Source organism: Rhodococcus sp. SB1D (genome assembly GCF_048573875.1).
Taxonomy (GTDB): Bacteria; Actinomycetota; Actinomycetes; order Mycobacteriales; family Mycobacteriaceae; genus Rhodococcus_F; species Rhodococcus_F qingshengii.
In genome coordinates, this window is sequence record NZ_JBMAIQ010000002.1 from 407,322 (window position 1) to 433,000 (window position 25,679).

The following is a 25,679-nucleotide window of genomic DNA, read 5'->3' on the forward strand; positions in this document are numbered from 1 at the left end:
TGCGTGAGGCTTCGATTCGGTGAAGACTGTCGGGGTTGTCGCTCAGTCGAATCGAGGAGTTTTCATGACCGTCCCCACCGTCACTCTGGCCGAAGGTCTCACTGTCAGCGCCCAGGGATACGGCGCGATGTCCGTCGCCCCGGTCTACGGCCCGGTGGATCCGGCCGAGGCGCTCGCCACGCTGCACCATGCGGTGGACATCGGGATCACGTTCATCGACACCGCCAACGTGTACGGCGAGGGCTCGAGCGAGCGTGCGGTGGGAGAGCTTCTCAAAGACCGCCGGGACGAAGTGCAGTTGGCGACCAAGTTCGGTCTGGTCGGCAACATCGCCAACGGTCAGCGCGGGATCAACGGAGACCCGGCTTACGTGCCGCGGGCACTCGACGAGTCTCTGGGACGACTCGGCGTCGATCATGTCGACCTCTACTACTTGCACCGGGTCGACCCGAACGTGCCGATCGAAGACACCGTCGGCGCGATCGCGGAGCAGGTGAAGGCGGGCAAGGTCCGCAACATCGGCCTGTCCGAGGCGACCGGCGATGAACTGCGTCGTGCGTACGGGGTGCATCCGATCGCGGCGATCCAGTCGGAATGGAGCATCTGGAGTCGGGACGTCGAGAACAAGGTAGTACCCACCGCCGCGGAACTCGGAGTCGGATTCGTGCCCTTCTCACCTGTGGGCCGAGGCTTCCTGGCGGGATCGTTCGATGCGGAGACGCTCGGTGACAACGACCTGCGCCGACGCTTCCCACGCTTCTCGGACTCCGCGCTCCCTGCTAATCAGAAGGTTCTCGACGTGGTCCGCGCCGTCGGTGAGGAGCTCGGCGCGACGCCTGCACAGGTTTCCCTGGCATGGCTCGATGCCAAGGGCCGTCAGCACGGGTTGCCTTCCGTTTCGATTCCCGGCACTCGGTTCGCTGCACGAGTCACGGAAAACGCCGGAGCGTTGGACATCGTTCTGAGCGAAGACCAGATCGCTCGCCTCGACTCCCTCGCCGCGATTACCGAAGGCTTCCGTTCGGCTGATTTGAATTGGGTCTCTCAGGGCCGCGAATAATCATGTCCTGAGCCTTGCGAAAGACAGGAGTAACATACAGACCCGATGAAAAAAGTGTGGTTGGTCTGGGGTGTCGGTGTTTTTGCCTACGTGATCGCCGTGCTTCACCGCACTTCGTTCGGTGTCTCGGGTCTGTCTGCTGCTGATCGGTTCTCGATCTCGCCCAGCGTTCTGTCGAGCTTCGTCGTGCTGCAGATCGTTGTGTACGCCGGCATGCAGATTCCGGCGGGAGTCCTCCTCGACCGCTACGGTTCGCGGATCATGATCGCAGTCGGTGCGTTCATCATGATGTCCGCGCAGTTGGCTCTCGCCTTCACCGAATCGCTGCCCGTCGCGATCGGTGCACGTATTGCCGTCGGTGCCGGGGATGCACTCACCTTCATCTCGGTGTTGCGGTTGGTACCGCAGTGGTTCCCGCCCCGGCAGGTGCCGTTGGTCTCGCAGTTCACGGGCATCCTCGGTCAGCTGGGCCAGGTGATGTCTGCGCTTCCGTTCATGTTGCTGTTGTCCGGACCGGGCTGGACTTTTGCCTACGGCAGCGCTGCCGCTGTCGGACTGTTGGCGTTTGCGCTGGCGTTGAGTGTCATCCGCGACGCGCCTCCCGGTGCCGACCTGGTCGCCGTGCCGGCGGGCGCCAAGGAGATCGGGCGACAGATCAAGACGGTGTGGATGCGGCCCGGCACCCGACTCGGGTTCTTCAGCCACATGGGGACTCAGTTCTCGATCACGACGTTCGCGCTGCTGTGGGGTGTGCCGTACCTGAAATCGGCTCAAGGCCTCGACTCCACGACGGTCGGCTCGCTGCTGACGCTGTCAGTCATCTCGGCAATCGTGGCCGGCCCGATCCTCGGTATTCTCACCGGTCGCTATCCCATGCGTCGATCGTGGTTGGTTCTCACCATCATGGTGGCCAGCGCGCTCATGTGGACGATCGTGCTTTCACGAAGCGAACCGTCTCCGCTCTGGTTGTTGACGATCCTGGTGGTCGTCATCTCGGTGGGTGGGCCGGGTTCGGTGATCGGCTTCGACTACGCGCGCACATCCAATCCGAGTTCGGCGATGGGCACCGCGCAGGGCATGGTCAACATCGGGGGATTCCTCGCTTCCCTCATCGTGATTCAAGTGATGGGCGTCATCCTCGGACACATGGGCGGGTACACGTTCGACGGATTCCGTGTCGCCTGGATGGTGCAATATCCAGTTTGGATTCTCGGTATCGTCGGTGTGCTCGTCACCCGAGGCAAAGCCCGGCGAGCCCTCGCAGCAGAAGGCGTACACGTACGGCCGATTCGCGAAGTCATTCGTCGCAACAAATAACTCGATCGCATCGGGTAATTCATCCCCTGCGGGTGAGGTTCCCAAGCGTCCGAGCCACCAGGCTTGATGGATGAACGACGCAATGAACATCGGACCGGTCGAGCTCGTGGTGCTGGCATTCCCAGGTTCAACTGTGGATCCTGAAGCTGTCGCCGCGCTGCAGAACGTGGTGGAACGAGGTTTTGTCACTCTGCTCGACCTCGTGTACATCGCCAAGGACGCGGACGGACAGGTGTCGCAGATCGATGTCGACGAAGATCTCACCGACATCGGACTGGCGATTCTGTCCATCGAAGCCAAGGCATTGATCAGTGACGAGGACCTGGACGTGGTCCGTGAGTCACTCGAACCAGGAACGTCCGCCGCAGTCATCGTCTACGAGCAGACGTGGGCGCGTGAGCTCGCGTCGACGGTTCGCGGTGGCGGCGGCGACGTAGTCCTTCACGTTCAGATACCGCGCGAGGTAGTCGTCGCAGCGGTCGAAGCAGCATTTCAGTAGCGACAATTACCCAAGGAGTTCGGCATGGTTTTTCGAGGTGGACGCAGAGGGCGGCCGGGGTTGCTCGGCACGGTGGCGCGCACGGCGGTAGTGGCTGGAACCGCAAAGGCGACGTCCAACGCCATGGATCGACGGAGTCAACGAAAGGCCAGCGAGCAGCAGCAGGAATATCAGCAGGAGTACCAGCAGCAACAGCCGCCGCCACAGCAGCAGGTCGCCCCCGTGCAGTCCGTTCCCCCTTCAGGCGCGGACGATCTGGTCTCCAAGCTGCAGGAGTTGGGACAGCTTCATCAGTCCGGCGTGTTGACCGATGCCGAGTTCGCGGCGGCAAAGGCGCAGTTGCTGAGCTAGCCCTGCTGTTCTCTTCAATTGCGGCAATGCGCATTGCCGCAATTCGGCGTGAAAGGCTGACTTATGATCGACCCACGTGCGGCATCGGCCGCAATCGAAGCCGCGAACGCCCGAGTCGCCGAGACTCTACCGTTCTCCGACGACGCCGACTTCACCGAGGCGAAGCGGGGTTTCGTCGCCGCACTCGATCCGGGGCTGGTTTCCGATTCGGACGGAAAAGTCCTGTGGAACAACGATTCCTACGCGTTCCTTGACGAGGACTGCCCGCCAACGGTCAATCCGAGCTTGTGGCGTCAGTCGAAGTTGGTCGCCAAGCAGGGACTCTTTGCGGTGACGGATTCGATCTATCAGATTCGCGGACTTGATCTGTCGAACATGACGTTGATCGAGGGAGATACCGGAATCATCGTCATCGATCCACTGATCTCCCGGGAAACCGCTGCCGCTGGTCTCGCGTTGTACCGGGAACACCGTGGTGATCGACCGGTTGTCGCGGTGATCTACACGCATTCGCACATCGACCACTTCGGCGGGGTCAAAGGAGTGACCACCGACGACGACGTCGCCGCCGGGCGATGCGTGATCGTCGCACCCACCGGGCTCGTGGAGCACGCGGTCGAGGAAAACGTCTATGCGGGAACGGCAATGGCTCGACGCGCGGCCTACATGTACGGAGCGGCCTTACCCCGAGGTCCCCGAGGTAGCGTCGGAGCCGGGTTGGGGCAGACCACCTCAACCGGCACACCGACGCTCATTTCGCCGACGGTGTCGATCTCGAAGACAGGTCACACGGAGACGATCGACGGCGTTCGGATCGAATTCCAGATGACGCCCGGAACCGAGGCCCCGTCCGAGATGAACTTCTACTTCCCGGATTTGCGCGCACTGTGTATGGCGGAGAACGCAACTCATACTCTCCACAACCTGCTCACGCTTCGCGGTGCCCTGGTACGAGATCCTCACGTCTGGTCTGCGTACCTGACGGAATCGATCAATCGTTACGCCTCACGATCCGACGTTCTGTTTGCGTCCCACCACTGGCCGACGTGGGGGACCGAACGGCTCACCGAGTTCCTGTCATTGCAGCGCGACCTCTACGGGTACCTTCACGATCAGACACTTCGTCGAATCAATCAGGGGTGGACCGGTCTCGAGATCGCCGAATCGATCGAGCTGCCAACTGCATTGGCGCAAGCGTGGCACACGCACGGGTACTACGGTTCCGTCAGTCACAACGTCAAAGCCATCTACCAGCGATACATGGGTTGGTTCGACGGTAACCCTGCGCATCTGTGGGAGCATCCACCCGTCGAATCGGCCAAGCGTCACGTGGAGTTCATGGGCGGATCAGCAGAAGTGTTACGGAAAGCTCGGGAATCATACGAGCGCGGCGACTTTCGCTGGGTTGCGCAGGTGGTGAACTACGTGGTCTTCGCTGAACCGGACAACGTCGAGGCCAAGAATCTGCAGGCCGATACCTTCGAGCAACTCGGGTACGGCGCCGAGAACGGCACCTGGCGGAACTTCTACCTCACCGGTGCATACGAACTGCGCAACGGCTCAGTGGGGACGCCCACGGTTGCCGCGGCGCCCGACATCACCGCAGCGCTGTCGGTAAGTCAAGTCTTCGATGCAGTATCGCTGCGCGTGGATGGAGTGCGCGCAGCGGGCTCGCACATCGTCGTCGATTGGAACATCACTGACGAAAACATCGTTCACCGAACGGAACTCAGCAACGGAGTTCTGATCCATTTCGACGTGGAAGGTGAGTCTGCAGATGCTGGGTCTGTGGATGCGATGTTCAGTTTGAGTCGGCGCGACTTACTCGGTGTGCTGCTCGGTGGTGTGGACTTGGGTGCCGAGATTGCGAATGGAACCATCTCGGTTTCCGGCGACCCGGCGAAGCTCGCAGAACTTGCCGGATACCTCGACGAGCCGGATCCGAACTTTGCGATAGTCACTCCGACCTAGCGCTGTATCAGTCGTGAACGAGCCTGTACTTCAACAGGTCTCGAGTCGCGCACCTTTTTGAAGTTGTCCGTTTTGTCTCTGGTTCTCGAAAGTATGTTCGATTAAACTTTCGGCATGGATAGTCGGGGAGCGTGGCAGCTGGATGGTGAGGACCTCAAGAGTGAGGTTCTGGATCTGGTGCGTGTCCGGCACGAGTTGCAGTCGCGGTTGGTGTTGTTGATCGTGGAGATGTTTTCCCGTGAGGTTCTCGGTGGGAAGGGTTTTCGGGCGATCGCGCTGTGGTTGCATGGTTCGACGAATTTGGAGATCGGTGAGTGCAGTCTGCTGGTCGGGTTGGCGCGGTTGTTGATGCTCGAACCTGTTGTGGCGGATGCGTTTCATCGTGGTGACGTGGATGCGTTGAAAGCCCGTCAGGTGGCGTCGTTTTGTCAGCATCCACCCAAGAACATGACGCCGGCGGATGTGGACAAGGCCCGCGGGATCCTGCTTGGCCTGGCGTCGCAGAACATCGCTGATTGTGATGCGGTGCGGGCGGCGATCCGGCGGATCGAGAAGCAGTACGGAAAACGCGAGGACGGCGTTCCGGTGGGTGAGGATTCGGAGCGTAACGAGTTCTACGCGTCGAAGGGCTTGTACGGGCGCGTGTCGGTGAAGGGTGATCTGGATGCGGTGAACGGGGCACGGTTGATCACGTTGTTGTCGAGTCTGTCGGCTCCGACGCCGGAGAAGGACGGTGTCAAAGACACCCGCACTCCGGCACTGCGGCGGGCGGACGGGTTCTGCGAATTGTTGCGCCGGTACGAGCGGGCGGGGTTGGGTCCGATCGAAGGCGGCGTGAAACCGCACGTCACGGTCACGGCCAGCGCGAAAGACCTGACGGATATGCAGGCGCTCAAGGATTTGTTGCCGTCGACCGAAGAACTGGGTTTCGCGTGGACGGATTGGGTGGGTCCGATCAGCATCGATACTGCGCGGATGTTGGCGTGCGACTGCACCGTGACGCGGATTTTGTTGGATGAGAATGGTGTTCCGCTCGACTGTGGCAAAGAAGCAAGGACCGCGACGGTACCCCAGCGGCGGGCGTTGGCGGTTCGTGATGGTGGGTGTGCGTTTCCAGGGTGCGGGACGCCGTCGGGGTGGTGCGATGCCCATCATATTGTTCACTGGGGTGATAGTGGCCCAACGGATCTCGATAATCTGGTCTTGTTGTGTGGTCATCATCATCGGACACTGCACCACACGGAGTGGCGGGTCGAGATCGGCCCCGACCGAAAAACAGTGTTCTATCCACCGATGTCGATTGATTCGTTCCAGCGGCGCATCGGCGGGAACAGTCCGCCCACCGCGGCGTGAATCGCGACAACTGAAGACGTGAGCACCGGGGCACAACCATGCCCCGGTGCTTGCTCAATCCAGTATTTACTCAAGACAACGTGATGTCGGCAATCAGGCCGTGGTGATCGGATCCCTCGATCTCGATCCGTTCCAAGGATGTCGCCACGGCGCCTTTCGTGATGATGTGGTCGATACCGACCACCGCCGGATACCGCTTGTCGGTCGGATAGGTCGGGATCAGGCCGGAACCCAATTGGTCGGCGGCGCTGGTGTATCCGTTCGTGAGAAGATTCCGGAACTGTTTGTTCGAGTACGACGCGTTGAAGTCGCCGCTCACTATCACGTTGTCCCGTCCGGCGACTTTGTCCATGTAAGACCCAAGCCTTCGCTGCTCGTCCGCCCACACCGAAGGCGGTGAGATGTACGCCGGTGCCGGATGCACGGCGAACAATGTGACTGGCTGCGCCAAGCCGACATTCAGTTCTGCGGACAGCGTTTCGGGTGAGAATCCGTCGAGGCTACGCGGATTGGAGAGTGGAAAGCGACTGTAGATTCCTGCCCCGCCACCACCGTCGGTGTACGGGACGAGGAATTGGTGGCTCAGAACCTCGTCAAGCCCGGCGGCTTTGAGCGCGTCGGCTTCCTGGTACGTCAACTCCTGGACCGTCACCACGTCGACCTCGCGTTCGCGGACCATCGCCACAAGCGACTCCGGATCCGCTGCACCGACCATCAAGTTGGCCTGCATGATTCGAATCGATGGACCGTTCGCAGACGTCGACTCCCCAGTTCCGCCGATGTACAGCGGGCTCACAGACCATCCGAACAACCCAAGGACGAGGATCGAGGCGGCGCACACGATCCACTGACGCCCGATACCCGAGACGACGGCACCGATCAGCGGAGCAATCATCAACAAGGGCGCCACTGACGCCAGAACGATCACGATGTTGTGATCGACGTCCAACTGAGTTGCGATCAAGGCAACCAAACCAGTCACGATGCCGGCCACACCGGCCACGGCCGAAAGGCGGCGAAGAACCAGTCGACGAGGGGTCACGGCATCGGGTTGCATGACGTCCATGGAAGCAGAAGAGCGTCATAGCTCCGGGAAACTGCAGGTGGAGTCGGTGCGCCCTATTGTTTGCGCCCTATTGTTGCGGATACGGAAGGTGGCTGCTGCTGTTCTCACTGACGGAGATCGAGCGGCCGAGTTGGGGGAAGGCGCGTTGAGAGCACGCTGGCCTGTCACAGACTTTGCACCCCGCGCCGATCGGCACGATGGTCGCGGGGTCGTCCGTCTGAATTCCGTGTGAGTAGACCATGCGATCGGCGTAGCCGATGTCGCAACCGAGTCCGACGGCGAAGTTGCGCTCGGGTGCGAGGTACCCGAGTCCGCCGCTGTGGGTAGTGCGCGCCACCCAGAGGTATGTCCGGCCGTCGGGCATCTTCGCGACCTGAGTGAGGATGCGACCTGGGCTCGCGAATGCCTCGTGGATGACCCACAGCGGGCAGCTGCCTCCGACTCTGGAGAAGTGAAAGGCGGTAGCAGACTGACGCTTCGAGATGTTTCCGGCGCGATCGGTTCGGACGAAGAAGAAAGGGATGCCGCGTTGGCCGTGTCGTTGGAGAGTGGACAACCGGTGGCAGACTGTCTCGAAGCCGACCTCGAACTTGAGGCTGAGCAGGTCGATGTCGTACCGCAAGGCCTCAGCGGATTGCAGGAATTGGGTGTACGGGAGTAGCAGTGCGCCGGCAAAGTAGTGTGCGAGTCCGACGCGAGCCAGCGCTGCGGACTCGGCGCTCAATGATTCATCCTCGGCGACAAGGGAATCGATCACGTCGGCCTGCGTGAAGAAGGCCAACTGCATTGCGATCTGGAACGCGCGTTGTCCTGCCGACAGACGACGGGCGAGTGTGAGGACCGACTTGTTCGGATCGTAGTAACGCTTGGGCCCGAGCTTGTCGGGTTCGTCGGTACGGATCGTCACGGTGACGCCGTGCTGATCGCGAAGTAGTCGTGCCAGTTGCAAATCCACTGCGCCCACGGACAATCCGTTGTCCAGAAACATCTGCTCGGCAGCGTCGTCCAGAACGGCGATGTGATTCTTTCGGTCGTAGAAGAAGTCCCGAACTTCCTCGTAGGGCATCGGTACGAGTGACACATCGGACGCTGGTTCGCCGGACAACTGCGTCGAGAACTGGTCCAACTGCTCTGTCGCGGCGTGAAGGCGGCGGTGCAACATCACGAGGGTGCGTCCGACCGCCGGCATGCGGGCCACCAATTCGTCCACCTCGGCCAGAGATACGTCTCCAGATTCCGAAGTTTCGGCCAAGGCGTGATGAACGTCCGCAACCAGGCGTGCGTCGGAATCGGAGGCGAAGAATTGCACGTCGAGATCGAACTCGGCGTTGAGCTTGAGAAGGACGGGCACCGTCAGCGGTCGTTGATCGTTCTCCAGTTGATTGACATAGCTGGGGGAGAGTTCGAGTGCCTTCGCCAGTGCGGACTGTGACAGGTTTCGTTCCTCCCGCAGCCGTCGCAGCCGCGCTCCCGCGTACATCTTCTTCATCGAATCTCCTCGGTGCCGATCGCGTTCACCCTACCGAGAAGCTATTCGCAACATTCGCAACATTGCAGCATTGTCATTGCACAAATAGGCAATTGCGAGGGCCTATCCCGAGGTGAATGAGCTGCGTAGCGTGCAAATAGATACCGAAGAACGTGAGAAGAGGACCGATGAAGACGCATCTCGTACGCACTCACCGCTCTGCCGAAGAGTTCCCCAAGGAAGACCACCTCGCGTGGAAGATCGCGGAAGTTGCGACGGATTCCGTCGACGTCACCGACGCCACATCCGACATGATCGTCAACCGGATCATCGACAACGCGGCAGTTGCCGCAGCTTCCCTGGTACGCCGTCCCGTGGTGAATGCGCGGGCGCAAGCACACTCGCATCCGTATACGCCGGGCTCCACCGTGTTCGGTATCCCCGGTACGTTCTCGCCTGAATGGGCCGCCTGGGCCAACGGTGTCGCGGTTCGTGAACTCGATTTCCACGACACGTTCCTCGCCGCCGAGTACTCGCACCCCGGAGACAACATCCCGCCGATCCTCGCCGTCGCTCAGCACACCAGCCGTGACGGTCGAGACCTGATTCGTGGTCTGGCGACCGGCTACGAGATCCAGATCGACCTGGTTCGGGCTATCTGCCTGCACGAGCACAAGATCGACCACGTCGCACACCTCGGCCCCTCGGCTGCGGCAGGTATCGGAACTTTGCTGGGCCTGGGCACCGAGACGGTCTACCAGGCAATCGGCCAGGCGCTGCACCTCACGACGGCGACACGTCAGTCCCGCAAGGGCGAGATCTCCAGTTGGAAGGCGTACGCGCCTGCGCTGGCAGGCAAGGTTGCCGTAGAGGCGGTCGACCGCGCGATGCGCGGTGAGGGCGCACCGTCACCGATCTGGGAAGGCGAAGACGGCGTCATCGCCTGGTTACTCGGTGGCCCGGACAAGGAGTACCACGTTCCGCTGCCCGGTTCGGGTGAGGCGAAGCGCGCCATCCTCGACTCGTACACCAAAGAACACTCCGCGGAGTACCAGAGCCAGGCGCCGATCGACCTCGCTCGCCGAATGCGTTCTCGTGTCGGTGATCTCGACCAGATCGCGTCGATCGTCCTGCATACCAGTCACCACACCCACGTCGTCATCGGCACCGGTTCCGGCGATCCGCAGAAGTTCGACCCGACCGCCTCGCGTGAAACCCTCGACCACTCGGTGATGTACATCTTTGCCGTTGCGCTACAGGACGGTACGTGGCACCACGAACATTCCTACGCGTCCGAGCGTGCACAGCGCGCGGACACGATCGAGCTGTGGAACAAGATCTCCACGCGCGAAGATCCCGAATGGACACGCCGTTACCACTCGACGGATCCGGACGAGAAGGCTTTCGGTGCTCGCGCCGAGATCACCTTGAAGAGCGGCGAAGTCATCGTCGACGAGCTTGCGGTGGCCGATGCGCACCCGCTCGGCGCACGTCCGTTCGCTCGCGATCAGTACGTCGCGAAATTCCGCACCCTCGCCGAGGGCGTCATCGAGCCGAGCGAACAGGACCGCTTCCTCGATGCGGCTCAGCGCACCGCCGAATTGAAGGCAGGCGAACTCGATCAGCTGACCTTCACCGTTTCCGAAGACGTTCTTGCTCGGGCTCCCAAGGTCGCCAAGGGACTTTTCTGATGTCGGGCCTCATCGCAGCAGCGACGTCTGCAGCCGACAAGCGGATTGCCTTCCGGGCGGGGCTGACGTCCGGAAAGATTCAACGACTCCCGGGTGCGATCAATCCGCTGACAGCCAGACTGATTCAGGAAATCGGGTTCGAGGGTGTCTACGTTTCAGGTGGTGCGTACTCCGCCGGATTGGCGCTTCCCGACATCGGACTGACCACCTTGACCGAGGTCGCCGGCCACAGCAAGCAGATCGCGCGCGTCACGGACCTCCCGACGCTCGTCGACGCCGACACCGGTTTCGGTGAACCTATGAGCGCGGCCCGCACGGTCACGATCTTCGAGGACGACGGAATAGCCGGTCTGCACCTCGAGGACCAGATCAACCCGAAGCGCTGCGGGCACCTCGACGGCAAAGCAATTGTGCCCACCGAAGACATGGTTCGCCGTGTTCGTGCTGCAGTGTCGGCGCGTCGTGACCCGAACTTCGTCATCTGCGCGCGCACCGATGCTGCCGGAATCGACGGTATCGACGCGGCGATCGAGCGAGCAAAGGCCTATGTGGATGCCGGTGCTGATTTGATCTTCACCGAAGCTCTTGCCACCGAAGCAGACTTCGAGAAGTTCCGCGCAGCAGTCGACACTCCGCTCCTCGCCAACATGACCGAGTTCGGGAAGTCGAACCTCATTTCGGCGAAGACATTGGAAGAGATCGGTTTCAACGCCGTCATCTACCCCGTGACCACCCTTCGGCTGGCGATGTTCGCTATCGAAAAGGGTCTGCGCGAGATTTTTGCGGAGGGCACGCAAGAAGGACTGCTCGGCGAAATGCAGCATCGCAGCAGGTTGTACGAGATTCTCGAGTACGAGCGCTACAACGAATTCGACAGTGGCATTTTCAATTTCAGCTTGGAGGGGAGTAGGACATGACCGAACAGATTCCGGCGATCTACAAGGGCTTGGCCGGAGTTGTCGTCGATACGACGGCTATCTCCAAGGTAGTGCCCGAGACGAATTCGTTGACGTATCGCGGTTACGCAGTGCAGGACCTTGCCGCGAACTGCAGCTTCGAAGAAGTTGCGCACCTGCTCTGGTACGGCGAACTGCCGACTCCCGAGCAGCTCGAATTACTCTGCCTGCGTGAGCGTGCGGCCCGTCGTGCCGACCGCTCACTGCTCTCACTCCTGACCAAGATGCCGGACAACTGCCACCCCATGGATGTTGTCCGCACGGCGATCAGCTACCTCGGCGCCGAGGATCCGGCGGAGGACGACAACTCGGAGAAGGCCAATCTGGCCAAGGCGCTGCGGATGACGGCTGTGCTGCCGACCATCGTCGCAGCCGATTTCCGCCGCCGGCGCGGTCAGGATCCCATCGCGCCGCAGTCGGACCTGGGTTTCGCCGAAAACTTCTTGAACATGTGTTTCGGTGCTGTTCCGGAGTCGGCGATCGTGAAGGCCTTCGAGGTCTCGCTGATCCTGTACGCGGAGCACTCCTTCAACGCCTCGACGTTCGCCGCTCGTGTTGTGACGTCCACACTTTCGGACATCTACAGCGCAGTGACCGCTGCTATCGGCACGCTCAAGGGCCCGTTGCACGGCGGTGCAAACGAAGCTGTCATGCACGACATGCTCGAGATCGACGACCCCGACCGCGCCGAAGCCTGGATGTCGGAGAAGTTGGCTGCCAAGGAGAAGGTCATGGGCTTCGGGCACCGCGTCTACAAGAACGGTGATTCGCGTGTTCCGACCATGAAGCAGGCCCTCCTCGACGTCGCGGCAGCGACCGACGGCGAGAAGTGGGTGCAGATGTACGAGATCCTCGAGAAGACCATGGTCAGTGCCACCGGAATCAAGCCGAATCTCGATTTCCCCACGGGCCCTGCATATTTCCTCATGGGCTTCGACGTCGAGATGTTCACGCCGATCTTCGTGATGAGCCGCATCACCGGATGGACGGCGCACATCATCGAGCAGGGGCAGTCGAATGCACTGATCAGGCCGCTGAGCCAGTATTCGGGCGTGCCACAGCGCACAGTCGTGGCATGACACTTTTTGCTGTCGTGGCATGACACCCCTTTGATACTGCGTCGGCGAGGTTCGGTTCTGGCATCACCGTCTCCTGGCCTCGTCGACGCTTCTCCGTTCGCACTATCTGCAACTTTGCATCGAGAATTCGCAAAGATATTCAAGTGCAATGTGTTTCGACTTTTCTCTAGCGGAAATAACGTGAGTGTCATGACTGAAACGCACGAAGAAATCTTGATCATCCGTCGTGGCGAGACCCTCGACGTCGTGTTCAACCGGCCGGAAAAGCGCAACGCATTGACCCCGCAGATGTACGACGCCATTGCCGGAGCCTGCCGGCGCGCCGACTCCGACCGCGAGATTCGGTTACTCACTCTCCGAGGTGCTGGGGGAGAGGCGTTCTCGGCGGGCTCCGACATTGGCCACTTTCAAACCTTCTCGAGCTTTCACGACGGGCTCGACTACGAAAGCCGGTTCGTCGGCGTACTGACCGAACTCGAGAAAGTGAGGGTTCCCACCCTCGCGGTCATCGACGGTGTGTGCGCGGGAGCAGGGCTGTTGCTGTCGGCAGCGTGCGATGTGCGGATCGCGACGCAGGGGTCACGCTTCTGCCTACCGATCGCGCGCACACTCGGAAACTCGTTGTCGATCCATTCCGTGGCTTTGCTGGCGGACAGGATCGGCAGTTCGCGTCTGATGTCGTTGATCGCTCGGGCTGGGGTGATGTCGAGTGGCGAGGCTCTGCGGAGCGGCTTCCTCAGCGACTGTGCAACAGAGTCCGAGTTCGCGACCCTGACTGCCCAGGTATCTCGCGATCTACTTGCCGCCGCCCCGATGACCGTCTGGACTATTCGGGAGTCCCTGCGACGCATCAGAACCCGAGTGATTGCCGACAACGATGATCTGATGAGCATGATCTACAGCAGTGACGACTTCAAAGCCGGCGTCGACGGTTTCCTTCGCGGGGAACGACCGGTGTGGGCCGGCGTGTAGTTCGGCGGTAGAACCACAGGCTTGCGTTGGAGCGCGCTCTAACCCCTAGCGTTGCCGACCATGACAACAAAGACCTGGATCATCACTGGAGTTTCTCAGGGTTTCGGCCGTGAACTCGCACTGTCTGCACTTCGATCGGGGGACGCGGTAGTCGCTGCAGTTCGTCGTCCCGAGTCCGTTGCAGATATTGCGTCGGCGAATCCGGATCGGTTCTCGGCGGTGACGTTCGACGTCAGAGATACCGCAGCGGCTCCGGGCGTCGTCGAATATGCGCTCGAGCGTTTTGGTCGCATCGACGTGCTGGTCAACAATGCCGGTCGTGGGATGGTCGGCGCGGCGGAGATGGTGGACGATTCGACCTTGCGGGATCTCATGGAACTGCACCTGATCGGACCCGCCGCGTTGGTGCGCGCCGTCCTCCCGTCGATGCGAGTGCAGGGCAGCGGGACGATCGTGCAGATGAGCAGTCAAGGCGGCCGTATGTCGTTTCCCGGCGTCGGGGCGTACTCGGCGTCGAAGTTCGCTCTCGAAGGTTGGTCGGAGGCTCTCGCCGGTGAGGTCGCGCAGTTCGGCGTTCGGGTGATGATCGTCGAGCCCAGCCGATTCCGTACAGCATTCAACACGCCTGGCGTTCTGAGCTTCGCCGAATCATCATCGGAATACCGTGATTTGCTGGATCCCGTTCTGCGGGACATGGCGGCCGCAGACGGTGTTCAGGAGGGTGATCCGGAGAAAGCAGCAGAGATCATCACCTCGCTTGTGCACAGCGAGAATGTGCCACTTCGTCTGCCACTCGGAAAGGAAGCCGTGGAGCGTGTCTCCGCGTCGTATCGGAAGAATCTCGCCGAGGTATGCGTCTGGGCCGACCTGGCTCGCAGTGCAGACTTCGCGGATGCTGCCGGCCCTGTCCGCCCGTTCTAGGCTGAGAGTCATGGCTACGGAAGACTTGATGCGTAAGGCACTCGAGGCACTTGGGGAAGTGGACGGGCCAATGTCGATCGAGGTGATTCACCGACTCGTCGATGCAGGGGACGTTCAGGAGCCGATGTCGATCGCCGAAGTCTCGGACCTGCTGGATGTCTCGGCACATACGCTGCGCTACTACGAGAAGATCGGTCTGGTCGAGGTCGATCGTGACTCGAGCGGACATCGTGTGTACGGTCCGGAATCTGTTCGCAGGCTGGTGTTTCTGACCCGCATGCGTATTTCAGGTATGGCGATTCGCGACCTGCAGCACTACGTCGAACTGGTCGACGCCGGTGAAGGGACAGTTCCGGAGAGGCTCGACATGCTGCTCGAGCACCGGGACACCGTTCGTCGGCAGATCAAGGAGCTCACGTTGTCTTTGGCTGCGACGGAGTACAAGATTGCGACTTACGGCGGGCGGACCGGAGAGCAGGAGTAACCCCGATTACTTGCCCGGCATTCGATTCAGCCCGCTTTCCATGGATACTGCCAGTCGCTCGAGTGCGGCAAGGACCTTCCCCCGGTCCCGGCCGAGTTGGGTGAACAATTCACCGTGAGCGGCGAGTTCGCGAGGAAAGACGTCGTCGACGACAGCGTTTCCCTGGACCGTCATCGTGATCAGTGCAGATCGCCTGTCTTCGGGATTGCTTGTGCGGGAGACGAGTCCTCGCTTCTCGAGTCGCGCGAGTGCCTTGCTGACCCCGGCCCGAGACATACCGAGGCGTTCGGCGAGACGAATCGCGGTGACCGGTTCCTCGGCGTATCGCAGTGGCACAAGCAGTTCCACTTCCGACACGGTGAGATCCGCGGTTTGGTATACCGGTTCGACTGCTAGTTCGAGAAGCGCCGTAATCCGTTTGAGTTGCGCGACTACTTCCATGGGCGAGGTGTCGAGGTCGGGATTGTTTTCGGCCCAGAGGTTGCAGGTACGGGAGCGGAGTGTTGGTTCGTTCACGATTCCTCAACTTTGTTAACCGGTAAACAAATTTGCTAGATTGCCAGAATAGCCACCGTCTCGGGTGGGACGATCTGCGGACTGGGGGAGCACATGAGGTTCGACGTGGTGATTGTCGGTGGCGGTGCGGCGGGGTTGAGTGCCGCGCTTGTTCTGGCTCGGGCTCGGCGGCGAGTGATGATCGTCGATGCAGGTAACCCGCGCAATGGTGTCTCCGAGCACCTGCACGGGTACCTGACGCGGGATGGTGAGAGTCCTACGCAATTACTTGCGGCCGGCCGCAAGGAGGTTCTCGAGTACGGCAGCGAAATGACGACTGGCACCGCAATCCGAATCGAGCGCACGGATGACGGTGGATTTCTTGTGCAAACCGATGCGACCGCGCAGCTGGAGGCACGGACTGTTCTGGTGGCCACGGGGTTACGTGACGAGCTGCCGAACATCGCTGGGCTGCACGATCGGTGGGGAGTCGATGTTCTGCATTGCCCCTATTGTCACGGATACGAGGTTCGAGATTCCCCGATCGGTGTGCTCGGTGGTGACAACAGGCCGTTCACCATTCATCAGGCGTCGTTGGTGCGCCAATGGTCGGAGGATGTCGTCTTCTTTCCCAATCGCATCGAGCTGACCGGAGCTGAACGGGAGCGGCTGACTGCCAGAGGGATTCGCATTGTCGAAGGCGATGTGGCTGGCGTGTCGGTTGGCGATGGTCGATTGGACGGCGTCGAACTGGCCTCCGGTCAGGTAATTCCGCGAAGCGTAGTGTTTGTCGGCCCACGGTTTGTTCCGCGAGGCGATCTGTTGACTGACCTGGGGTGTGAAGCCGACGAAAATGGTTGGGTGGTAACTGATCCTGCAGGCAGCACAAGTGTGCCTGGAGCCTGGGCCGCGGGGAATGTGTCGGATTCTCCGGCGCAGTTGATCACCGCCGCCGCTGCCGGATCAAAGGCTGCGATTGCACTGAATCACTATCTGCTCGAGCAGGATATCGTGCGAGCGGTTGCGATCGCAGCCGAACTTCAGCCGAGTGAAACCGGAAGCAACCCTCGCGGGGTCTCTTGAGCGATCTGGTTCAGCGCAGACTCCAACGTCGGAAATTGATACTGGAAGCCGCTGTCCGCGAGCACCCCTGGTGAAACCCAGCGACTCTTCGTTACCAGTTCAGCCTCGGTGCGGATGATTCGTGCGCCGAACTCGAGCATCCAGCCCGGCGTCGGAAACCCATATTGTCGGCCAAGTTTCGCTCGTACCATCCGCATCATGTCGGTGTTGGTTACCGGATACGGGGATGCGATATTGACCGGGCCTGAGATCTCCGGATTCTCGTAGACGTGGATGATCGCGCGAATGACGTCGGCGATGTGAATCCAGCTGAACATCTGTCGGCCGTCGCCCATTCGTCCGCCGAAGCCCATTCGGGCGAGGTTGACGAACGGATTGATCGCCCCACCGCCGGCTCCGAGGACGATCGACATCCGAAGTGCCACTTTGCGAACAGGCGTTGGGGCTGAGAACAATTCGTGTTCCCACGCTCGCGCGACCGCTACGGAGAATCCCTTTCCCAGCTCTCCGTTCTTCTCGTCCATCGGTCGATCTCGTGCGTCTCGGTAGATCGTGCCGGTACTGGCATTCGCCCAGAGTGAGGGTGGCTGCGGCGTGCGGGTCAGCGCACGACCCAACAGTGCAGTCGTTTCCACTCGGGAGGAGAAGATGTCGTCGGCATTGCGCTTGTTGTAGCGGCAGCTCACGGAGCGGCCGGCGAGGTTGACGAGCAGATCCGTGCCGCTGAGTACATCGGCGACGCCGTGCTCGTCGGACCACGTGGCATCGCTCGTTCCTCCCCGGCCGATCGTCCGAACGTCGACCCCGTTGGATTCGAGCGTTCGAAGAAGGTGTTGGCCTACGTAACCCGACGCACCACAGACAACAACGGCCTTCATGGTTTTGTGTTCCCCTCTGCAGAAACGACTTTTGTCATCAGGGCGGCGACATCGCCGACCAGACCTCGTGCCACTGGCAGCCGGGCGAGTGTGAGCGCTTTCGCGATGATCGGTACCAGGCCGTCGACCAGGGAACGGGTGCGCGCTTGCCCCGGAGACGCGTCGGTAACCCAGTGCAGCGTCACGCCCAGATAGCTGAGCCACAAGAGCGTGGGGAGCTGGGTCTCCAATGACGCCGGCGTCTTCTGCTTCGACGCCGCCAGTGCTTCACGCATCAGATCGACGGCCATCGATCTCGCATCGGTCGACTCGGCCGAGAACGGGCTGGACTGTGATGTGGTGGGCAGGGCAACGTGCAGAAACGTGCTGCCGAAGCCGTGATAGGGCCCCATGACATCGAGTCCGGTGTGCAGAACAATCCTGAGATTTTCTGTCAGTGACCCACCTTCGCGAAGGAGTGGAAGCGCCCGCGCGCGGTGATCGCGTTGGATGACGAGATACAGCTCGTGAACCAGTTCGTCTTTACTGGCGAAGTAGTAGTAGGCGTTCCCGAGCGAGACCTCTGCCTCATTTGCGATCTTGCGCATGGTCGTCGCTGCGAAGCCCTCGTCGCGGAAGAGCCGCAATGCTGTTTCCACCAGCTTTTCCCTGGTCTCGATCCCGCGACTACTCATCGACACTCCTTCTTTGAACATGTTCAAGTGCAGCGTACGCCCCAAAGTTGAACACGTTCAAGACTTGATCTGTTGCGAGCGAGATAATAAGCGCGCATACTAAATCCATGATTGAGATTGTGAGCGGTTCGCCAGGTGGTCGGCGATGAACGCATGGTTGGGAGTTGTGTCCGCCGAACATGTGCGTCGCGCAGTGGATCTCGGTATCGCACAGATCGGGCACGGAAAGAGAGCCGGATTGGCACGGATGAAAGCAGGTGACGTGCTGGTCTACTATTCGCCGGTCGAGTCCATTGGTGATCGAGATCCGTTGCGCGAGTTCACAGCTCTCGGTGTGATCGAAGAGGGTGAGATCTGGCAGGCGGACGAGGGGTGCTTCAAGCCGTTTCGGCGTCGAGTGCGATACGAGCAGTTCACGCCCGTTCCACTCGGCGATGTGCGGAGTCGATTGGCGCTGACCTCGGCACCGAATTGGGGGTATCAACTCCGGCGTGGCTTGATTCCGTTGGATGACAACGACGTCGAGGTTCTGCGTTCGACGACGAGCTGACACACTGGCGCTGTGGCGAAGAAACTGGAAACCGACTTCGAGGACGCGGACGAGAGTCCCGGTCTGATGTTGTGGCGTGTCACCAATGCTTGGCAAGCCTCGATTCGCGCGGCGCTGCGACCTTTCGACCTGACCCACGTGCAGTTCGTTCTGCTCGCAGCACTGACCTGGCTGGATGCAGAGACGCCGATAACTCAACGCGGTCTTGCCGAGTACGCGCGCACCGACGCGATGATGACGTCACAGGTGATTCGGACCCTCGAATCCAAGGGGTTTGTCGAACGACGTCCACATCCGACCGATGCTCGTGCTCGCTCGCTTGCCGTCACGCCGGTGGGTGCGGCCTTGGCCGGCAGGGCGAACCGCGCGGTGGAATCTTCGGACCGGGAATTCTTCGCCGCTCTGGGGGATCGTCAGGCGGCCTTCGTCGCGATGCTCGGCGCGCTTGATCGACGGTAACAACCCTCAGTTTCGAGGAGGTTGCTCTGTAGTTCTCTGCAGCAGTGCGTATTTGGCTTCCAGTCCGTCCAGTAGGGATTCCAGCGCGAGTTCGAAACTGGCACCGTCGATTTCCGCAGCACGCTCACGCAACAGATGTGCTCGCGTGAGGTGCGGGTAACGCTCGGCGTAGATCGCAGGATCGTCCACGAATCCGCCGGAGAACGTCGCCGTCGCAGCACCCATGACCACGTACTTGACGGAAGCGCCGATCAGTGTTGCCGTGCGCTGTGGCCATCCGGCGCGCACCAGTCCGCCATGGATGGCGTTCGCGCGATCGAGGGCGATGGGCCTGACGCTCGGACCGTAGGCCAAGTAGGGAACGATATTGGGATGCTTGCCCAGGGCGGCGTGGTAGGACCGCGCCCACGTGCGTAGCGCGCCGCGCCAATCGTCGGAGTCGAAGCCGCTCACGTCGACGGACTCCATGATGACGTTCGCGACGTCGTCGAGTAACTCGTCCTTGTTGGCGTAATGGCTGTACAGCGACGGTGCCTGTACGCCGAGAACAGTGGCGAGTTTGCGCATCGAGAAGTCGGTCAAACCGTGCTCGTCCACCAGTTTCAGGGCGGTGTCCCTGATGATCGGCTTGCTCAGTAGTGGAACCCGCGGTCGCGCCATCGCCCAGAACCCTTTCGTCTGAAAGTACTGGACAACCTTACACTGTGAGTTTATTATCCAATTAACCTAACAGTGTTCGGGAACGTGGAGGATCAGATGACACGGGTGTTCGAGAACAAGTCCGATCTCCTGGGGGCGGTCGGTGAAACGCTGGGCTCGAGCGAGTGGGTCGAGGTCACCCGCGAGATGGTCCATCAATTTGCCGACGCGACCGGTGACCATCAGTGGATTCATGTCGACGACGAAAGAGCCAGGCGCGAATCACCTTTCGGTGGACCAATTGCGCACGGGTATCTGACGCTCTCACTCCTGCCGCTTCTGTCGAAGTCCGTGTATCGCATCGACGGCGCGAAGATGGTCGTCAACTACGGGTCCGACAAGGTTCGATTCCCGAGTCCGGTGCCAGTCGGGGCCAAGGTTCGAAATACCGCAGTGCTCTCCGCAATCGAAGAATTGCCGAACGGTTCACTACAGAGTCAGATCACCAACACCGTCGAGATCGAAGGCGTGGGCAAACCTGCCGTCGTTGCGCAGACCGTCGCGCGAATCTTGTTCTGAAATCCTGCAAGAAGAAAGCAGACTCCACATGAATCTCGAACTGACCACTGAGGAAGTTGCGTTCCGCGAGGAGATGCGAAAGTTCTTCACCACCGAATTCTCGCCCGAACTTCGAGCACGTGCAGCCGGATTCGGAAAGCTGACTCGTGAGGACATCGTTGCGGGTCAACAGATTCTGAACGCACACGGGTTGGCGGTTCCACACTGGCCGGTCGAATGGGGTGGCAAGGACTGGACTCCGGTTCAGCGCCACATCTATTCCGAGGAAATGCAGTTGGCGTCGGTACCCAACCCGTTGCCGTTCAACGTGAGCATGGTTGGGCCCGTTATCGCTGCCTTCGGTTCGCAGGAGCAGAAGGAGAAATTTCTCCCCGCTACGGCCAACGCCGATATCTGGTGGTGCCAGGGTTTTTCGGAACCAGAAGCCGGTTCGGATCTCGCTTCACTCAAGACGGCCGCTGTCCGTGACGGCGCGGATTACATCGTCAACGGTCAGAAGACGTGGACTACTCTCGCTCAGCACGCCGAGTGGATCTTCTGTCTGGTTCGCACAGATGCCAGTGCCCAGAAGCGGCAGGCCGGAATTTCGTTCTTGCTCATCGATCTGGCAACTCCCGGCATCACGGTTCGCCCCATCAAACTGATCGACGGCAGCGTCGAGGTCAACGAGGTGTTCTTCGACAACGTCCGCGTACCTGCGGAGAATCTTGTCGGCGAGGAGAACAAGGGCTGGGACTACGCCAAGTTCCTGCTCGGCAACGAACGCACGGGGGTCACACGGGTCGGGTTCTCCAAAACCCTTGTCGCCACGGCAAAAGAGAAGGCGCGGGAGGTTCGCGTCGGAAAAGGCACACTCCTCGATGATCCGTTGTTCGCGGCTCGGTTGGCTGAGCTGGAAAACGATTTGCTTGCGCTGGATCTGACTCAACTGCGAGTTGTGGCGAGTTCGGCAGACGGCAAGCCGAATCCGGCATCGTCGCTGCTCAAGCTCCGTGGCTCCGAATTGCAGCAGGCGGCAACGGAATTGCTGATGGATGTTGCGGGTCCGGACTCGTCGCCGGTGAACACGGCCGAGATCGACTCGCCGGAGTGGGCGCAGCAGGCGGCGCCGCGCTACCTGAACTACCGGAAGGTTTCCATCTACAGCGGATCAAGTGAGGTGCAGCGCTCCATCATTGCCTCCTCGATCCTCGGATTGTGAGCATCTGAGATGAATTTCGAACTCGACGACGAGCAGACGATGCTTCGCGACACGACGCGTGAATTGCTCAACCGCAGCTACGACGCGGAGAAGCGCAACGCCACCTCGGCCACTGACGAGGGATGGAATGCCTCGGTGTGGAAGCAGTTCGCCGAGCTCGGGCTGCTCGGCCTGCCATTCGCGGAGGCCGATGGCGGGATGGGCGCTGGGCCGGTCGAGACCATGGTGGTGATGACCGAACTGGGCCGGGCGCTTGCACCCGAGCCGTACTTGGGTGGTGTTCTGATCCCCGGTGGGTTGATTGCTTCACTCGGTTCGGCAGGTCAACGGGCGCGACTCCTGCCGGCGCTCAGCGACGGGACCACATTGTCGGCCTTCGCCCATACGGAACCTGGCACGCGCTGGCCGGTCGCCACTGTCACGACCACTGCATCGCAGGAGGGATCGGGGTGGACGATCACCGGCGTCAAGAACCCGGTCCTGCAGGGCGACAGCGCGCACGTCGTGATCGTCAGCGCCGCACTTCCAGGCGGGGGTACCGGGCTTTTTCTGGTAGATGCGGAAAGCGCGGGTGTCTCACGGAGCACATACGCAACTCACGACGGCCGTCGCGGTGCGCAGTTCACGTTCACCGATGCCGCGGCCGAACAGCTTGGTGAGGGCGGCGATGTCACGGAGGCGATCGTCGAAGCAGAGGTTCGGGCGCAGGCAGCTCTGTGCGCCGAGGCGATCGGGATCATGACCGAAGCGCTGCGACTGACGACGGATTACCTGAAGCAGCGCAAGCAGTTCGGCGTTCCGCTCGCGAAGTTCCAGACTTTGACGCATCGGGCTGCCGACATGTACGTGGCGCTCGAACTGGCGAGCAGCATGAGTCTGTACGCCACCATGGCCATCGCCGACGGAGTGATCGATCCGACCATCGCGTCGCGAGCGAAGCTGTCTGTCGGTCGCGCCGCGCATCAGATCGGTCAGGAAGCAATTCAGATGCACGGTGGTATCGGAATGACAGCCGAGTATCCGGTCGGGCACTACGTCTCGCGGCTGGTGGCCATCGAACATGCTTTGGGCGCATCGGACGATCACCTCAGGGTGCTGGCCGCCGGCGTCTCGAACTATTCGATGGTGAACGTCACCGAGTAGATCGGTGGTGAAGATAACGGGAGGTCACGCGCAGGTCGCGTGGCCTCCCTTGTCTGTGCGGGGGGCGACCCGCGGTATTCGAGGTCAAGTAAAATTCCTGTGATCAGTCCGAGAAGAGAAAGGGATCGAAGTGACCGCGCATACCGAGCAGCTCGAGTTCCAAGCAGAAACACGTCAGCTGCTGGATCTGATGGTTCATTCAATCTATACGAACAAGGACAGCTTCCTTCGTGAGTTGATCTCCAACGCTTCGGACGCGCTGGACAAGCTCCGCCTCGAGTCGTACCAGGACAAAGACCTCAACGTCGACGTCTCCGATCTGCACATCGAGATCGACATCGACAAAGCGGCGCGCACCCTCACGATCCGCGACAACGGCATCGGCATGTCGCGTGACGAGGTCGTCGACCTGATCGGCACGCTCGCCAAGTCCGGCACCGCCGAGGTACGTCGTAAGCTCAAGGAAGCCAAGGATGCAGCGGCATCGGAAGAACTGATCGGTCAGTTCGGCATCGGCTTCTACTCCACGTTCATGGTCGCGGACAAGGTCACGCTGCTGACCCGCCGTGCCGGTGAAGATCACGCGACGCGCTGGGAGTCGACCGGCGAAGGCACGTACACGCTCGAGCATGTAAACGAGGCACCGCAGGGTAGCTCCGTGACCTTGCACCTGATGCCCGAGGATTCCGAGAACGGCCTGCACGACTACACGTCGGAATGGAAGATCAAGGAACTGGTCAAGAAGTACTCCGACTTCATCGCGTGGCCCATCCGCATGGATGTCGCTCGTACGTCGACGCCGGCCGAGGGCGAGGAGCCCGAGGTCACCATCGAGACCGAGACGATCAACTCGATGAAGGCGCTGTGGACTCGCGCCAAGGACGAGGTGTCCGAGGACGAGTACAAGGAGTTCTACAAGCACGTCAGCCACGCCTGGGACGAGCCTCTCGAGGTCATCCCGATGAAGGCCGAAGGTACTTTCGAATACCAAGCGCTGCTGTTCATTCCGTCGACGGCGCCGTTCGATCTGTTCATGCGTGAGCGCAAGGCCGGCATCCACCTCTACGTCAAGCGCGTCTTCATCATGGACGACTGCGAAGAGTTGGTGCCCGATTACCTGCGCTTCGTCAAGGGCGTGGTCGACGCACAAGACCTCTCGCTCAACGTCTCTCGTGAAATTCTGCAGCAGGACCGGCAGATCGCTGCCATCCGTCGTCGTCTGACCAAGAAGGTCCTCTCGACCATCAAGGACATGAAGGCGAACGAGCCCGAGAAGTACTCGACCTTCTGGACCGAGTTCGGACGCGCGCTCAAGGAAGGCCTGATGGCCGATGCCGACAACCGCAAGACGCTGCTCGACATCTCGTCGTTTGCCTCGACCAACAGCGAAGAGGGCGTGACCACTCTCGCCGAGTACGTGGAGCGCATGAAGGACGGTCAGGAACAGATCTACTTCATGACGGGCGAATCTCGTCACCTGATCGAAAGCTCTCCGCACATGGAGGCTTTCAAGGCCAAGGGCCTCGAGGTTCTGGTTCTCACCGACCCGGTGGACGAGATGTGGGTCGACGCTGTCTCGGACTTCGACGGCAAGACCTTCCAGTCGATCGCCAAGGGCGAGGTCGACCTCGACACCGAGGACGAGAAGAAGGCGGCCGAGGCCGAGCGCGAAGAGAAGGAGAAGGAATTCGGCGAGCTGCTGACGTGGCTGACCGAAACCCTGTCCGACGACATCAAGGAAACGCGTCTCTCGACGCGCCTGACCACGTCGGCTGCCTGCATCGTCGGCGACGCGTTCAGCATGTCTCCGACGCTCGAGAAGATGTACAAGGCTTCGGGTCAGCCTGTTCCACACAGCAAGCGCATTCTCGAGCTCAACCCGGAGCATCCGCTTGTCTCGGGTCTGCGGGAGGCGCAGGCCGCCAATGACAATGCAGAGAACCTGACGGAGACGGCTCAGTTGCTCTACGGCATGGCGTTGCTTGCCGAGGGCGGTGAACTGAGCGATCCGGCGCACTTCACGCGCCTGCTGGCCGATCGTTTGGCTCGCACAGTCTGATCTCGTCTAGCTCGCTCGAACTCCCGGCACTCACCTTCATCGGTGGGTGCCGGGAGTTTTTTCTTGATCGTTTTCTAATGAGGACCGTTTCTGTCCGCAATAACTTCTAACGTAGTTCTCACAGGGCACGAACCCACGAGCGAAGGAAAACATCATGAACGCACCGATCACCACCGTCACCGGCGAGCGCGCGGATCTCCTCCAGAGCCTGCGTCGGCATCGTGAATTCCTTCTCTTCACCGTCAAGGACCTCACCGACGAGCAGGCCGCTTCGAGGCCGACCGTGAGTGAACTGTGCCTCGGCGGATTGATCAAGCATGTGGGTCAGGCGGAAAAGGGATGGGTCGACTTCATTCTGGAAGGGCCGGCCGGACTTGGTGGGGACTTCGACCCGACCCAGTGGTCGGAAGAGATGCAACAGGAACGGGCGAACGAATTCGCCATGGTCGAGGGTGAAACCTTGGCAGGCATCGTTTCCGAGTACGAGGGGATCGCGGCCAGGACCGACGAGTTGGTGGCCTCGCTGGACAGCCTCGACATCTCGCATCCACTGCCGTCGGCGCCGTGGTTCGAAGCGGGAGCTCGCTGGTCAGCGCGGCGCGCATTGCTGCACATCATCGCCGAGACGGCCCAGCATGCGGGCCACGCGGACATGCTTCGCGAAGCCATCGACGGTTCCAAGACGATGGGTTGATGGATGGATTGATCCACCGGGATGTTTACACATCACA

Annotated in this window: 26 protein-coding genes; 20 read left to right on the plus strand and 6 right to left on the minus strand. The window is 60.9% G+C overall.

Annotation, left to right across the window (positions count from 1 at the left end; all coding sequences use genetic code 11):
• Positions 1–64: 64 nt before the first annotated feature.
• The 6 genes from ACN50D_RS07480 to ACN50D_RS07505 all read left to right on the plus strand — a co-directional run bounded on the left by ACN50D_RS07480 (position 65) and on the right by ACN50D_RS07505 (position 6,551).
• Positions 65–1,060, plus strand: coding sequence for an aldo/keto reductase (locus ACN50D_RS07480; RefSeq protein WP_050656831.1), 996 nt, complete (start codon positions 65–67; stop codon positions 1,058–1,060).
• Between the two features lie 45 nt (positions 1,061–1,105).
• Positions 1,106–2,377 (plus strand): MFS transporter, encoded by a 1,272-nt coding sequence (locus ACN50D_RS07485; RefSeq protein ID WP_003940393.1) that lies wholly within the window; start codon positions 1,106–1,108, stop codon positions 2,375–2,377.
• A 70-nt stretch (positions 2,378–2,447) separates the two neighbouring features.
• Positions 2,448–2,876 (plus strand): DUF6325 family protein, encoded by a 429-nt coding sequence (locus ACN50D_RS07490; RefSeq protein ID WP_007732604.1) that lies wholly within the window; start codon positions 2,448–2,450, stop codon positions 2,874–2,876.
• A 24-nt stretch (positions 2,877–2,900) separates the two neighbouring features.
• The gene (locus tag ACN50D_RS07495) at positions 2,901–3,227 is read left to right on the plus strand and encodes an SHOCT domain-containing protein (protein ID WP_003939954.1); all 327 of its coding nucleotides are present in this window, start codon (positions 2,901–2,903) and stop codon (positions 3,225–3,227) included.
• A 63-nt stretch (positions 3,228–3,290) separates the two neighbouring features.
• On the plus strand, positions 3,291–5,198 hold the full coding sequence (locus ACN50D_RS07500) for an alkyl/aryl-sulfatase (RefSeq protein ID WP_118606646.1): 1,908 nt from the start codon (positions 3,291–3,293) through the stop codon (positions 5,196–5,198).
• 114 nt (positions 5,199–5,312) lie between these two features.
• The gene (locus tag ACN50D_RS07505) at positions 5,313–6,551 is read left to right on the plus strand and encodes an HNH endonuclease signature motif containing protein (protein ID WP_118606643.1); all 1,239 of its coding nucleotides are present in this window, start codon (positions 5,313–5,315) and stop codon (positions 6,549–6,551) included.
• A gap of 70 nt (positions 6,552–6,621) precedes the next feature.
• Here ACN50D_RS07505 and ACN50D_RS07510 read toward each other — a convergent pair whose 3' ends face one another.
• Both ACN50D_RS07510 and ACN50D_RS07515 read right to left on the minus strand, forming a co-directional pair.
• Positions 6,622–7,617 carry an endonuclease/exonuclease/phosphatase family protein gene (locus ACN50D_RS07510; RefSeq protein ID WP_050656987.1) on the minus strand — a complete coding sequence of 332 codons (996 nt, stop codon included), beginning with the start codon at positions 7,615–7,617 and terminating at the stop codon, positions 6,622–6,624.
• Positions 7,618–7,684: 67 nt separating this feature from the next.
• Positions 7,685–9,106 (minus strand): short-chain fatty acyl-CoA regulator family protein, encoded by a 1,422-nt coding sequence (locus ACN50D_RS07515; protein ID WP_003939891.1) that lies wholly within the window; start codon positions 9,104–9,106, stop codon positions 7,685–7,687.
• Between the two features lie 167 nt (positions 9,107–9,273).
• Here ACN50D_RS07515 and prpD point away from each other — a divergent pair, with 167 nt between their 5' ends.
• From prpD to ACN50D_RS07545, 6 genes are all read left to right on the plus strand, one after another.
• On the plus strand, positions 9,274–10,776 hold the full coding sequence (gene prpD, locus ACN50D_RS07520) for a 2-methylcitrate dehydratase PrpD (protein WP_063315793.1): 1,503 nt from the start codon (positions 9,274–9,276) through the stop codon (positions 10,774–10,776).
• A complete protein-coding gene (gene prpB / locus ACN50D_RS07525; protein WP_042448311.1) occupies positions 10,776–11,693 on the plus strand; it encodes a methylisocitrate lyase in 918 nt (305 codons plus the stop codon). Before prpD ends, prpB begins: the two co-directional genes overlap by 1 nt.
• Positions 11,690–12,811, plus strand: a complete 1,122-nt coding sequence (locus tag ACN50D_RS07530) for a bifunctional 2-methylcitrate synthase/citrate synthase (protein WP_116057879.1) — start codon at positions 11,690–11,692, stop codon at positions 12,809–12,811. The genes prpB and ACN50D_RS07530 overlap by 4 nt, the downstream gene beginning before the upstream one ends.
• Positions 12,812–13,000: 189 nt before the next feature.
• Positions 13,001–13,783 (plus strand): enoyl-CoA hydratase, encoded by a 783-nt coding sequence (locus ACN50D_RS07535; protein ID WP_047269778.1) that lies wholly within the window; start codon positions 13,001–13,003, stop codon positions 13,781–13,783.
• 60 nt (positions 13,784–13,843) lie between these two features.
• Positions 13,844–14,704, plus strand: a complete 861-nt coding sequence (locus ACN50D_RS07540) for an SDR family NAD(P)-dependent oxidoreductase (protein WP_042925046.1) — start codon at positions 13,844–13,846, stop codon at positions 14,702–14,704.
• A 10-nt stretch (positions 14,705–14,714) separates the two neighbouring features.
• Entirely contained in the window at positions 14,715–15,188 is a 474-nt protein-coding gene (locus ACN50D_RS07545; protein ID WP_030538051.1) for a MerR family transcriptional regulator, read from the plus strand.
• Positions 15,189–15,194: 6 nt separating this feature from the next.
• On the opposite strand, the gene ACN50D_RS07550 is transcribed toward ACN50D_RS07545, so the two are convergent.
• Positions 15,195–15,704, minus strand: coding sequence for a MarR family winged helix-turn-helix transcriptional regulator (locus ACN50D_RS07550; protein WP_118606639.1), 510 nt, complete (start codon positions 15,702–15,704; stop codon positions 15,195–15,197).
• Between the two features lie 93 nt (positions 15,705–15,797).
• On the opposite strand from ACN50D_RS07550, the gene ACN50D_RS07555 reads away from it, so the two are divergent.
• Entirely contained in the window at positions 15,798–16,766 is a 969-nt protein-coding gene (locus ACN50D_RS07555) for an NAD(P)/FAD-dependent oxidoreductase (RefSeq protein WP_211920884.1), read from the plus strand.
• On the opposite strand, the gene ACN50D_RS07560 is transcribed toward ACN50D_RS07555, so the two are convergent.
• Both ACN50D_RS07560 and ACN50D_RS07565 read right to left on the minus strand, forming a co-directional pair.
• Positions 16,724–17,644, minus strand: a complete 921-nt coding sequence (locus ACN50D_RS07560) for a TIGR01777 family oxidoreductase (RefSeq protein WP_075834380.1) — start codon at positions 17,642–17,644, stop codon at positions 16,724–16,726. The genes ACN50D_RS07555 and ACN50D_RS07560 overlap by 43 nt on opposite strands.
• Positions 17,641–18,318, minus strand: coding sequence for a TetR family transcriptional regulator (locus ACN50D_RS07565; protein WP_037128845.1), 678 nt, complete (start codon positions 18,316–18,318; stop codon positions 17,641–17,643). The genes ACN50D_RS07560 and ACN50D_RS07565 overlap by 4 nt, the downstream gene beginning before the upstream one ends.
• Before the next feature lie 145 nt (positions 18,319–18,463).
• Here ACN50D_RS07565 and ACN50D_RS07570 point away from each other — a divergent pair, with 145 nt between their 5' ends.
• Both ACN50D_RS07570 and ACN50D_RS07575 read left to right on the plus strand, forming a co-directional pair.
• Entirely contained in the window at positions 18,464–18,868 is a 405-nt protein-coding gene (locus tag ACN50D_RS07570) for an EVE domain-containing protein (RefSeq protein ID WP_050656414.1), read from the plus strand.
• Positions 18,869–18,880: 12 nt separating this feature from the next.
• Positions 18,881–19,327, plus strand: a complete 447-nt coding sequence (locus ACN50D_RS07575; protein WP_003940281.1) for a MarR family winged helix-turn-helix transcriptional regulator — start codon at positions 18,881–18,883, stop codon at positions 19,325–19,327.
• 6 nt (positions 19,328–19,333) lie between these two features.
• Here the strand turns inward: ACN50D_RS07575 and ACN50D_RS07580 are convergent, their stop codons facing one another.
• On the minus strand, positions 19,334–19,987 hold the full coding sequence (locus ACN50D_RS07580) for a TetR/AcrR family transcriptional regulator (RefSeq protein WP_007731342.1): 654 nt from the start codon (positions 19,985–19,987) through the stop codon (positions 19,334–19,336).
• 96 nt (positions 19,988–20,083) lie between these two features.
• Between ACN50D_RS07580 and ACN50D_RS07585 the strand changes: the two genes are divergently transcribed.
• The 5 genes from ACN50D_RS07585 (at position 20,084) to ACN50D_RS07605 (ending at position 25,642) form a co-directional block, all read left to right on the plus strand.
• Positions 20,084–20,545 carry a MaoC family dehydratase gene (locus ACN50D_RS07585; protein ID WP_047271233.1) on the plus strand — a complete coding sequence of 154 codons (462 nt, stop codon included), beginning with the start codon at positions 20,084–20,086 and terminating at the stop codon, positions 20,543–20,545.
• A 28-nt stretch (positions 20,546–20,573) separates the two neighbouring features.
• A complete protein-coding gene (locus ACN50D_RS07590) occupies positions 20,574–21,746 on the plus strand; it encodes an acyl-CoA dehydrogenase family protein (protein ID WP_211920882.1) in 1,173 nt (390 codons plus the stop codon).
• Positions 21,747–21,755: 9 nt separating this feature from the next.
• Complete coding sequence (locus ACN50D_RS07595; RefSeq protein ID WP_211920880.1) at positions 21,756–22,889, plus strand: acyl-CoA dehydrogenase family protein; 1,134 nt, start codon at positions 21,756–21,758, stop codon at positions 22,887–22,889.
• 130 nt (positions 22,890–23,019) lie between these two features.
• Positions 23,020–24,948 carry a molecular chaperone HtpG gene (gene htpG, locus ACN50D_RS07600; protein WP_211920878.1) on the plus strand — a complete coding sequence of 643 codons (1,929 nt, stop codon included), beginning with the start codon at positions 23,020–23,022 and terminating at the stop codon, positions 24,946–24,948.
• A 154-nt stretch (positions 24,949–25,102) separates the two neighbouring features.
• Positions 25,103–25,642, plus strand: coding sequence for a DinB family protein (locus ACN50D_RS07605; RefSeq protein ID WP_030535159.1), 540 nt, complete (start codon positions 25,103–25,105; stop codon positions 25,640–25,642).
• Positions 25,643–25,679: the final 37 nt, after the last annotated feature.

Coding starts and splice junctions, on each gene's coding strand:
- ACN50D_RS07500 (WP_118606646.1), top strand. CDS start 3,291: ATGATCGACCCACGTGCGGCATCGGCCGCAATCGAAGCCGCGAACGCC.
- ACN50D_RS07485 (WP_003940393.1), top strand. CDS start 1,106: ATGAAAAAAGTGTGGTTGGTCTGGGGTGTCGGTGTTTTTGCCTACGTG.
- ACN50D_RS07545 (WP_030538051.1), top strand. CDS start 14,715: ATGGCTACGGAAGACTTGATGCGTAAGGCACTCGAGGCACTTGGGGAA.
- ACN50D_RS07495 (WP_003939954.1), top strand. CDS start 2,901: ATGGTTTTTCGAGGTGGACGCAGAGGGCGGCCGGGGTTGCTCGGCACG.
- ACN50D_RS07490 (WP_007732604.1), top strand. CDS start 2,448: ATGAACGACGCAATGAACATCGGACCGGTCGAGCTCGTGGTGCTGGCA.
- ACN50D_RS07590 (WP_211920882.1), top strand. CDS start 20,574: ATGAATCTCGAACTGACCACTGAGGAAGTTGCGTTCCGCGAGGAGATG.
- ACN50D_RS07595 (WP_211920880.1), top strand. CDS start 21,756: ATGAATTTCGAACTCGACGACGAGCAGACGATGCTTCGCGACACGACG.
- ACN50D_RS07505 (WP_118606643.1), top strand. CDS start 5,313: ATGGATAGTCGGGGAGCGTGGCAGCTGGATGGTGAGGACCTCAAGAGT.
- prpD (WP_063315793.1), top strand. CDS start 9,274: ATGAAGACGCATCTCGTACGCACTCACCGCTCTGCCGAAGAGTTCCCC.
- ACN50D_RS07510 (WP_050656987.1), bottom strand. CDS start 7,617: ATGGACGTCATGCAACCCGATGCCGTGACCCCTCGTCGACTGGTTCTT.
- ACN50D_RS07480 (WP_050656831.1), top strand. CDS start 65: ATGACCGTCCCCACCGTCACTCTGGCCGAAGGTCTCACTGTCAGCGCC.
- ACN50D_RS07530 (WP_116057879.1), top strand. CDS start 11,690: ATGACCGAACAGATTCCGGCGATCTACAAGGGCTTGGCCGGAGTTGTC.
- ACN50D_RS07605 (WP_030535159.1), top strand. CDS start 25,103: ATGAACGCACCGATCACCACCGTCACCGGCGAGCGCGCGGATCTCCTC.
- ACN50D_RS07565 (WP_037128845.1), bottom strand. CDS start 18,318: ATGAGTAGTCGCGGGATCGAGACCAGGGAAAAGCTGGTGGAAACAGCA.
- ACN50D_RS07570 (WP_050656414.1), top strand. CDS start 18,464: ATGAACGCATGGTTGGGAGTTGTGTCCGCCGAACATGTGCGTCGCGCA.
- prpB (WP_042448311.1), top strand. CDS start 10,776: ATGTCGGGCCTCATCGCAGCAGCGACGTCTGCAGCCGACAAGCGGATT.
- ACN50D_RS07515 (WP_003939891.1), bottom strand. CDS start 9,106: ATGAAGAAGATGTACGCGGGAGCGCGGCTGCGACGGCTGCGGGAGGAA.
- ACN50D_RS07560 (WP_075834380.1), bottom strand. CDS start 17,644: ATGAAGGCCGTTGTTGTCTGTGGTGCGTCGGGTTACGTAGGCCAACAC.
- ACN50D_RS07580 (WP_007731342.1), bottom strand. CDS start 19,987: ATGGCGCGACCGCGGGTTCCACTACTGAGCAAGCCGATCATCAGGGAC.
- ACN50D_RS07585 (WP_047271233.1), top strand. CDS start 20,084: ATGACACGGGTGTTCGAGAACAAGTCCGATCTCCTGGGGGCGGTCGGT.
- ACN50D_RS07540 (WP_042925046.1), top strand. CDS start 13,844: ATGACAACAAAGACCTGGATCATCACTGGAGTTTCTCAGGGTTTCGGC.
- ACN50D_RS07535 (WP_047269778.1), top strand. CDS start 13,001: ATGACTGAAACGCACGAAGAAATCTTGATCATCCGTCGTGGCGAGACC.
- ACN50D_RS07555 (WP_211920884.1), top strand. CDS start 15,798: ATGAGGTTCGACGTGGTGATTGTCGGTGGCGGTGCGGCGGGGTTGAGT.